Genomic DNA, 9,637 nt, shown 5'->3' on the forward strand with positions numbered 1-9,637 from the left:
ATTCTTCAAACGACTGCTTTATATAAAGTAACAGATCATAGTCGGAAGCTGAATTTAAAAATTGATACCCCGGCCTGTACTTATACATAAATGAATCCAGTTCCGGGCTTTGCAGCTTAGTCATCCTTCCCACCAGCTCCGGGGAATACCGGTAGTCAATAAATTTCTCCTTCTCCCAGTAAACCAGTTGCTCATGAAACTGCTCTTTCCTTTTACGCACCTTACTCGGCACTAGATAACTTAAAGCCGTAATAGGATTTGCAGGCAACGTTTTAAGCACATCCATTGCTCCGGGTTTACGATAATCGAAATACCGGCCGTACTCGTCGCGCAATGCCAATGAGTCGTTCCTATAGTTCTTACCACGCACGTTTACCCCTTGCAATTCAAACAACCGCTTCTGCATATACACATCCTGCGATGACGACATGCCCGGTACCAGCAACATTTTCGGCGTATAGCTTAACATGGAAAATTCAAGTGTATCTCCCGGAACGGCCTCAATATAGAAACGGCCGCTTTCATTACTTAACGTACCCGTCATGGTCCTCTTGTTAACAATAGAAACAAAAGGCAATCCCGTTTTGGTATCCTGATCCGCCACCATACCGGACAAACGCACCTGTGCGAAAGTTTCCTGCAGGCTAATGAAAAAGAAAAAAAACAGTGCTCCGATATATGCTGTAAAACGAATCATGAATATAGTAATCCTTCAAATTTAATGTTCCACCCGCAAATGAAAAGTTAAAAAACGGGGTAAATGTGAATGCTCACCGGCAAAATTATTAATTATCAACATTATAAATATCCCCCTAATAACTTATTTTTACGGCTATCACCCGTTATCTTGTAAAAGTCATGCCACAGAAAATCATCTTTGCTACCCAACATTATCAATATTTGAAAGATAGGATACTGTCTATTGCAGGCTCCACCTGGGAAAATGGGGAACTGGATATCCGTGATTTTCCCGATGGGGAGCATTATCACCGCATATTGAGTAATGTTAGCAACAAAGAAGTGATTCTGCTTGGAGGCACTATCGATGATAAAGAAACCCTGGAATTATATGATCTGGCCAGCGGTTGCATCCAGCTGGGAGCCTATTCCCTGACCATCATTATTCCATTCTTCGGGTATTCTACGATGGAACGCGCAGTAAAATATGGCGAAATCGTAAAAGCGAAAACACGCGCAGTACTGTTTTCATCGCTGCCTAATACCTCCCGTGGCAACAGGATCGTGATGATTGATCTGCATGTGGATGGCATTACATGGTATTTTGAAAATGATGTTCGGCCGGTGCACCTGTATGCGAAAGAATTTGTAATGAATACCGCCCTGGAGCTGGCAGCAGGAAAACCTTTCGTGCTGGCCAGCACCGATGCCGGCAGGGCTAAATGGGTGGAATCACTCGCCAACGACCTGCATGTTCCGGCAGCTTTCGCCTTCAAGCGCCGCCTCTCCGGCGATGAAACAGCTATCACAGCTATCAGCGCGGATGTGAAAAATAAAACAGTGATCATCTATGATGATATGATCCGTACCGGCGGATCCCTTATTCATGCAGCACAATCTTATCGTGATGCCGGCGCCGGAGATATCTTTGTTATCACTACCCATGGCATCTTTGCCGGAAATGGATTTGAAAAAATCAAAAGCTCAGGACTTATCAAAAAAGTGGTTTGTACCGATACTCACCCCGGCGCCACGGCTATCAAAGACCCCATGTTGCTCGTTAAATCAGTAGATCAACTGATCTTCAATTACTTCCAGTCACAACACTCCTGATTGCTGTTGGCAGGCTATTTGTCATCCAGACACTTGTGAACCATGTAGCGGTATTTCCTGCAAAATAAAATGGCGTAATCCGCCATCGGCAAATCGGACAAACAATTATGCTTGATTTTCGTATAATCGAATACGGTAGTTGCGACTACCATACCATGACAGACCTTCGTAGCGAGGTGCTCCGGAAACCGCTGGGGCTCACATTTTCGGCAGAACAACTACAGAAGGAGATGAGCGACATCTTCATTGCAGGCTTTACCCGGAACAATGACCAGGAAGTACTTGCAGGTTGTTGTATACTTACTCCTGCAAGCGGAAACACAGTACAGCTAAGGCAAATGGCGGTATCGCCCAATCTTCAGGGACAAGGTATCGGCAGAGAAATTGTAGTATTCGCAGAACAATATGCCCGTAGCAACGGCTTTGATGAATTAACCATGCATGCCCGGAAAGAAGCCACTGGATTCTATCAGAAACTGGGCTATGAAATCTGTGGAGAAGAATTTACAGAGGTGGGCATTCCACACTACGAAATGAGGAAAAACCTGAAATAATTATTTTTTTGCTTCTGCAACCCATTGTAGAAGGCGTTTTGATTGTATTGTTATATTGATGGATAAGCAATGTAACAATAGACAGCATAGGAATCCTGTCAAAAAATTTTGTAACCAAATCTTTCATAATACGATGAGAAGCCATGTACTAGCCTGGTCGGGGCTGTGCTATGCCTTTTTCTGCTATACCTCCAGCAGCGCATACGCAAAACCCGAAGGGTATCTCACAGCAAAACAGCTGCAAGCTGATACCACCGTTCCGGTAGTGATTAAACCCGCTGCTGCTGATTCCAGTGTTAAACCTAAACAGGATACCACTGTTCCGGTAGTTATTAAACCTGCCGCCTCCGATACTACCGGTAAACCTAAACAGGATACTTCGAAACCATTAACTGATACTGCAAAAGCAACAGCCCAACCCAAAGAGGATACCGCACTCATCCTCCCACCGGATGCTGCTACCGCGAAAAGCGAAGTAGGAAAATTCCAGCTTTCAGGAACAGTGAAGGACGATAAAGGCACTCCCATTCCGGGCGCCATCATCCGCAACAAAGCATCTAAAGTAAATGCACAGGCGGATCCAACCGGTCAATACAGCATCAAGGCTGCTGTAAATGATACCATACTCATTACTGCTCCTACCTTCAGCGAACAATCCATTCCAGTGGAAAAAAGAGGTGAACTCAATGTCACACTGGTTCCTTCCAACGCTACTAAAAAGGTATTGGGAGAAGTAGTGGTAACTGCCCTCGGTATTAAAAAGAATCCCCGCTCTGTAGGTTATGCCATACAGGAAGTAAGCGGTAATGCCGTACAGGAAGCAAAAGAAGTAAACTTCGTAAACGCCCTCACAGGAAAAGTTCCCGGTGTGCAAATCAGCTCCAACACCGGTTCCATGGGCGGCGCCAGCAAAATTACCATCCGTGGGGTGAAATCCATCCTCGGTGATAACAACGCTTTCTTTGTACTGGACGGGGTACCAATGATGAATAACGTAACCAATGATCCCGGTCAGCAAAACGGTGGCGGTGGTTACGATTACGGTAGCCCCATGCAGGACATCAACCCGGAAGATATCGAAAATATCTCCGTGCTCAAAGGTGCAGCCGCAACTGCCCTCTACGGAAGCCGCGGCGCTAACGGCGTTCTCCAGATAACCACTAAAAAACGCCCCGATACCGAAAAAGGAATCGGCGTTACTTATAGCCTCAATGCCCAGATAGACCAGGTGGCCGTACTGCCCAAATACCAGAATATGTACGGCGGCGGTAATGCAGGTAAATTCGATACCCTGTATTACAACGAACACCCGGAAGGCTTCCTCAATGAACAAAGTGCCACCTACGACGATAACAATGGTAAAGGCCGTTACGACCTGATGCCGCAATATTCAGTAGATGAATCCTGGGGACCAAAGCTGAATGGACAGATCATCCGTCCTTACTGGTCATGGGATAAAGATAAAAACAACCCATACTTCGGTAAAACCGATAGCTGGACAGCCCATCCGAATAATGTGAAAGACTTCTACAAAACAGGTTTCACACTTACTAATAATATCTCCATGGCAGGCAGCGATGATAAAGGAAGCTTCCGCCTGTCGTACGGCAATATGGATCAAACATTTGTACTCCCCAATGCCACCAACAAAAGGAACAACCTCTCTTTCAATGGTAGCTATGAACTTACCAAGGGAGTAAAAGCAGTGGCCTCCGTGAATTACACCTCTTTGAACGTAAAAGGCCGTCCTGGTACCGGTTTCACCGGCCCCAACCCTACCTTACAGTTCACCATGTACGGTCAGCGTCAGCTGGATCTTGATATGGAAAAAAGATACAAATACGATGATGGTTCCCAGATCACCTGGAACCGCCGCGCCTGGAACGATCCAAACATTTCTTCCAGTAACGGCCCGTATTGGAACCGCTATATGGACTATGAAACAGATAGCCGTAACAGGCTCTTTGGATCTGCAGGACTGGATATAGACGCTACAAAATGGCTCTCTTTCTCCGGTCGCGTGTTCATGGACGACTATAACACACTGGAAGAAGAAAGAACCGCAAAAGATTACGCTGTAGGCGGATATATCAAACGCGTAAGAAGCAACCGCGAAATGAATTACCAGTTAACAGCAGACATCAAAAAAGATTTTGGTACAGACTTCCAGCTGAACGCCACTGTAGGTGGAAACGTGATGCACAGGAAATGGACGGTTACCGGCGGTATAGCCCAGGGGGGCCTGATCACCAAAGATGTTTATAACCTTGCCAACTCTGTACAACCGGCACTGGCCATTGATCAGTACTACGAAAAACAGATCAACTCCGTTTTTGCCACCGCCAACCTTGGCTATAAGAATCTCCTGTTCCTCGACCTTACCGGCCGTAGCGACTGGTCTTCTACCCTGGTAAAAGGCAATAACCAATACTTTTACCCATCGGCTTCCCTTTCCTTCGTGTTCTCCGACCTGCTGAAAGAATGGAAATGGCTGACCTTCGGTAAATTAAGAGGAAGCGTTGCGGCTGTGGGTAATGATGCCGATCCATATCGTATCTATAACACCTACGATTTCATCCCACCCTTTGGCAGCAACCCGGTTACACAGTTCTCTCCAACATTATACAACGAAGACCTGAAACCGGAACGTACTACAGAGGTAGAAACAGGCGTGGAATTGAAATTCCTGGACAACCGTATCGGTGTTGATTTCACTTATTACAGGCGTGTTACCAAAGACCAGATCATCACACTGGCACTGCCAACTGCTACCGGCTTCACCGGCGCTTATGTGAATGGAGGAAGCGTGGAAAACAAGGGTATTGAAATAGGACTGAACCTGAACCCCATCCGCCTGAAAAACGGCTTCCGCTGGGATATCAGTGCCAATATCGCACGCAACCGTAATAAAGTGCTCAACCTGGACATTGCACAGTACAATACATCACTCGATTTCCTGACCATCGGCACCGACCGCCGTACACAAAAGGTATCTGTAGTAGGCCAGGTAGGCGAACCGCTGGGAACCATCCGTGGTACCGACTACACCTACCTCAATGGCCAGAAAGTAGTGGATGAACTCGGACGCTATGTACCCAGCGAAGTGAAGCCTATCGGTAACGCATATCCTGACTATGTAGGCGGTGTTACAAACACTTTTACATTCAAGGGAATTTACCTGTCGGCACTGGTCGACTTCCAGCACGGCGGCGACTTCTTCTCCTACACCAACCTGTACGGCAATAAATCCGGCTTGCTGGAAACTACCATAGAAAACGGCATTCGTGAAAATGGCATTATCGTTCCGGGTGTTACCGCAGATGGACATGCCAACACCACGAAGATCAGCGCCCAGGATCACTTCAACTACAACGGAGGAAACGTGATCAGCAAGGCTAATCTTTATGATGCCAGCTATATCTACCTGAGAGAAGCCAAAATAGGTTATAACCTGCCGGAATCATGGTATAAGAAGATAGGTGCACAGGCTGCACGCGTTTCCCTTTACGGACGTAACCTGTGGCTGATCAAATCCAATGCACCTAATGTGGATCCGTCCAACATCCTCAACTCTGCATCCAACGTACAGGGTATTGAAGGTGGTGCGCTGCCATCACTCCGGTCTTATGGAATAAACCTGAATGTATCATTCTAAATTTTGTGAAGATGACTAAAAAGATTTTTAAATATAGCAGCATCCTGTTCCTGCTGACGGCACTGGTGGTAACCAGCTGTAAAAAGCTGGATGATATGAACCGTGATCCAACCAGGCCAACCACCGCTGCACCGGCAAACCTGCTCACCGGCGCCCAGAAAACTACGATGGATATGCTTTACAGCGGGTTGCAAAATGGCTTTATCGCCATGAACTATGCACAATTCTGGACCGGCAACTCCAGGACCAACGATAGCCAGTTCAACCTTGATGAAGGTAATAATGCCGCTTTCTGGAATAATTTGTACAGGATATCCCTGCACAATCTCGATGACCTGGTGAAACAAAACCAGGCTAACCCGAATCTTCCCGGCGTTGTAAATCAAACTGCCATTGCGAAAGTCATGAGCGCCTGGATCTACCAGATATTGGCAGATACCTACGGGAATATTCCATACTCGCAAAGCTTCCAGGGTAGCAGCAACATTGTTCCCCAATATGATGACGCCCAAACCATTTATAATTCCCTGATCGATACCCTGCAGGCACAGATAAATACATTGGATGAATCACAGGTAAGCTTCGAAACCGGGGATGTCATTTATAACGGGGATGTAGCAAAATGGAAAAAACTGGCAAATTCACTGATGCTCCGGTTAGCTATCCGCATGGTAGACGCTAACCCGCAGAAAGCCAAACAGGTAATTGAAGCGCATTACAAAGACGCCCTCAGCGACAATACAGAAAATGCCCAGTTCCAATACCTGGACGCTGCTCCTAATAAGTTCCCATATAACGAATCAGAGCGTGAAATCATCGACTTTTCTGTAACCTCCACCCTGGTGGATTATATGAAAAGCGTAAATGATCCGCGCCTCGGTATTTATGCCCGCCCTTCCAGAGATGATGATACTATCAAAGGTTTGCCCTACGGCTCTGCCGCCTCTGATCCCGACAGGCTTTCAGAAGGACATTACTCCTTTCCCGGCACTCAGATCTATAAATCAACCATGCCGGGTATCCTGATGGCTTACTCTGAAGTGGAATTTATACTGGCCGAAGCGGCCGCAAGAGGCATGAGTGTAGGCGATGATGCTGCCACACACTATGCAAAAGGTATCACCGCTTCTATTGACTATTGGCGCAAACTTACCAACAATACAGACATTACAGACGCCGCTATTGAGGCATATATCGCAAAAGTGCCTTACGTGGCGGCCGATTGGAGAAACGTGATAGGTACCCAGAAATGGTTGGCGCTTTATCCACAGGGCTTCCAGGCATGGTTTGAAAGAACCAGGCTGCATTTCAGTAAACCAGGTGGCCAGCCACTGTTCATCGCTCCCAAGTCCGGTTCCCTGGACCCCAGCGTAACAATGGTGCCTTACCGGTTAACTTATCTGCAATCCGAACAAACACAGAACAAAGCCAGCTACGATAAAGCCGCTTCGGCTATCGGTGGCGATAAAAAAGGCACCAAACTGTGGTACAATAAATTCTGATACAACAATCAACTATAGCTAAACAACAATCTACCGGCGCCTGCGTCTGCAGGCGCTTTCTTTTTTTATAGTGATTTCTTTATCTTTAGCCCCACCTATATTAGCAATTATGAGGAAAGTACTGTTAACAATGGCCCTGCTGGCTATTGTAGGTTTTGTGTCCGCACAGGAAACTACGCACGCCTATCAAAACTGGTATACCTATTTCGGTAACATGAAAATTAACAGCAAATGGGCGGTTCCCTTCGATGTGCAGTTACGCATCAGGGACGGCATCAGCAATAAAGGACAGCTGCTCATGCGCGGGGGATTACAATATTCGATCAACAAACAGGATCATATCTTACTGGGCTACGCTTATGTACCCACTTACAATGCCACCAGCAATACCTGGTTGCCGGAACAACGTGTCTTTGAGCAATATATCCATAAGGCAAAAAAACTGGATATGACGCACCGGGTACGACTGGAACAACGCTGGGTATCACAGCCTTCTGCACCTGGAAATCCACATGCTATCGGTAACTGGAAATATGGCAACCGCGCCCGGTATTTCAACCGTACACAACTCCCCATCCACCATAAGAAAGCAGCCACTCCGTTTTATGTAGCTTTACAGGATGAAATCTTTCTGAACCTGTGGGGAAACGACATCAGTAACCTGCTGTTCGATCAAAACCGCTTCCTCGCTGCCTTTGGATACCAGTTCAATGCAAATCTCAAAGCAGACATAGGTTACATGAACCAGTTAGTTCAGGCTACATCCGGGGCCAAAACCATGAATCATATCCTGCACTTCAGCATATTCCAGAATATCAACCTCTAATATCAACAAGCCGAATATTCCGGAAGATGAAAAAACGGAACACCCATTTCTATCTTCCGGAATATCAAAAATCAAATATCAATTCATATCCAACAGATAAAAAGCGGAATACCATTTCCATCTCCCGGAATATTAAAAATAAAAATCAAGCTAATCACTATAATCAGCGTAATCCTGAGTCAGACAAAATCCGCATCAGCGGTAATTACTAAACTTTGATTTGAGTATTCCCGCGAAATTGCGGTAAGCTTCCTCTGTCTGGAAAGCACTGGTAGGAATGAGAAAGAAGGTTTTCTTATCACGATACAGGAAGAAAAATTTCTCGGTTTCCACCACCCGGGAAAAATTATTCCAGCTGATATTCCGGGGATGATCACTGCCACGGGTGGTAATCAATAACCCCTCTTCAGAATACCTGAGATGTATACTGTCTTTAAAAGTAGCCGCCTTGTTATAAATGGAAATGGGCAACAGGTACCAGAATACCCAGCCAAGTACCAGTATCATGATAACAATGCCAGTAAGCGCGCCAGTGGTCACTACACTGAAAAAATATCCCGTTAAAGTAGCAAGTAATAAGATAATGAGCGTGTTACGAAAGACCTTAATCTCGCCTCTCCGCATAAAATGATAGCGCAATGCATGCAACACATCCCCCTTATCGTAGTTAAACTCTAAATGCATTATCGCCTGGCAAAACTATTTTATCTGTTAACAGAAATCGACATAGGATTATCCATTTCATCACGCACAGTAACTGGTGCATTCTTCCGGCTGCGTTTTACATTAGACAGGTCGTCCTCGCCAAATCCGGGGAAGTTTTTCTTGATGAACAGAAAATATTGTTGCAAGGTTTTTGGATCCACCTTAAAAGGGAAAGCCAGTTCCTTACCACTTTCTTTAAGGAAGTTGTTCGTATTTAACTTGGTTTCGTTTTGTAAGTACCACTTATACAAATCCACAATAGCTTTCTCCAACTCTGCTTCATCAACCTTCTCAGTTGTCTCTACCCTCGGAAACATTAACACAAACTCTTCTACCCTTACAGGCTTGGCGTTACCCGTGTTTTTGGGATTATTACGGTTATCGTTGTTGTCCCCGTTTTTATCACCATTATTGTCTCCGTTCTTGAAACCAGTGCTGGCATTTGCTGATGCGGCTGCGGCCAAAACTACCAACAGCATTAACAACAGCTTTTTCATAATGCGTCAAATTTTCGAGTCTAAAAATACAATTATATTTTGAGATTTCTAGTAGATTCCAAAATATGCGTAAAAACCCCTGAAAAAACAAAAGCAATGGACGAACC

At 45.6% G+C, this 9,637-nt stretch carries 8 protein-coding genes; 5 read left to right on the plus strand and 3 right to left on the minus strand.

Annotation, left to right across the window (positions count from 1 at the left end):
• The coding region (locus VN105_RS04360; RefSeq protein WP_325638298.1) for a carboxypeptidase-like regulatory domain-containing protein at positions 1-697 on the minus strand (697 nt) is incomplete at its 3' end.
• 161 nt (positions 698-858) lie between these two features.
• On the opposite strand from VN105_RS04360, the gene prs reads away from it, so the two are divergent.
• The 5 genes from prs to VN105_RS04385 all read left to right on the plus strand — a co-directional run bounded on the left by prs (position 859) and on the right by VN105_RS04385 (position 8,328).
• Positions 859-1,791 carry a ribose-phosphate diphosphokinase gene (gene prs, locus VN105_RS04365; protein ID WP_325638299.1) on the plus strand — a complete coding sequence of 311 codons (933 nt, stop codon included), beginning with the start codon at positions 859-861 and terminating at the stop codon, positions 1,789-1,791.
• A gap of 107 nt (positions 1,792-1,898) precedes the next feature.
• Positions 1,899-2,345 carry a GNAT family N-acetyltransferase gene (locus tag VN105_RS04370; protein ID WP_325638300.1) on the plus strand — a complete coding sequence of 149 codons (447 nt, stop codon included), beginning with the start codon at positions 1,899-1,901 and terminating at the stop codon, positions 2,343-2,345.
• A gap of 133 nt (positions 2,346-2,478) precedes the next feature.
• Complete coding sequence (locus VN105_RS04375) at positions 2,479-6,000, plus strand: SusC/RagA family TonB-linked outer membrane protein (protein WP_325638301.1); 3,522 nt, start codon at positions 2,479-2,481, stop codon at positions 5,998-6,000.
• Positions 6,001-6,011: 11 nt separating this feature from the next.
• Positions 6,012-7,502 (plus strand): SusD/RagB family nutrient-binding outer membrane lipoprotein, encoded by a 1,491-nt coding sequence (locus VN105_RS04380; protein WP_325638303.1) that lies wholly within the window; start codon positions 6,012-6,014, stop codon positions 7,500-7,502.
• Between the two features lie 109 nt (positions 7,503-7,611).
• Positions 7,612-8,328, plus strand: coding sequence for a DUF2490 domain-containing protein (locus VN105_RS04385; protein ID WP_325638305.1), 717 nt, complete (start codon positions 7,612-7,614; stop codon positions 8,326-8,328).
• Between the two features lie 195 nt (positions 8,329-8,523).
• On the opposite strand, the gene VN105_RS04390 is transcribed toward VN105_RS04385, so the two are convergent.
• Both VN105_RS04390 and VN105_RS04395 read right to left on the minus strand, forming a co-directional pair.
• Entirely contained in the window at positions 8,524-9,012 is a 489-nt protein-coding gene (locus VN105_RS04390; RefSeq protein WP_325638307.1) for a YcxB family protein, read from the minus strand.
• A 20-nt stretch (positions 9,013-9,032) separates the two neighbouring features.
• Positions 9,033-9,530: a hypothetical protein gene (locus VN105_RS04395; RefSeq protein ID WP_325638309.1), complete on the minus strand. Its 498-nt coding sequence runs from the start codon at positions 9,528-9,530 to the stop codon at positions 9,033-9,035.
• Positions 9,531-9,637: the final 107 nt, after the last annotated feature.

The organism is Chitinophaga sp., assembly GCF_035564935.1.
GTDB lineage: Bacteria > Bacteroidota > Bacteroidia > Chitinophagales > Chitinophagaceae > Chitinophaga.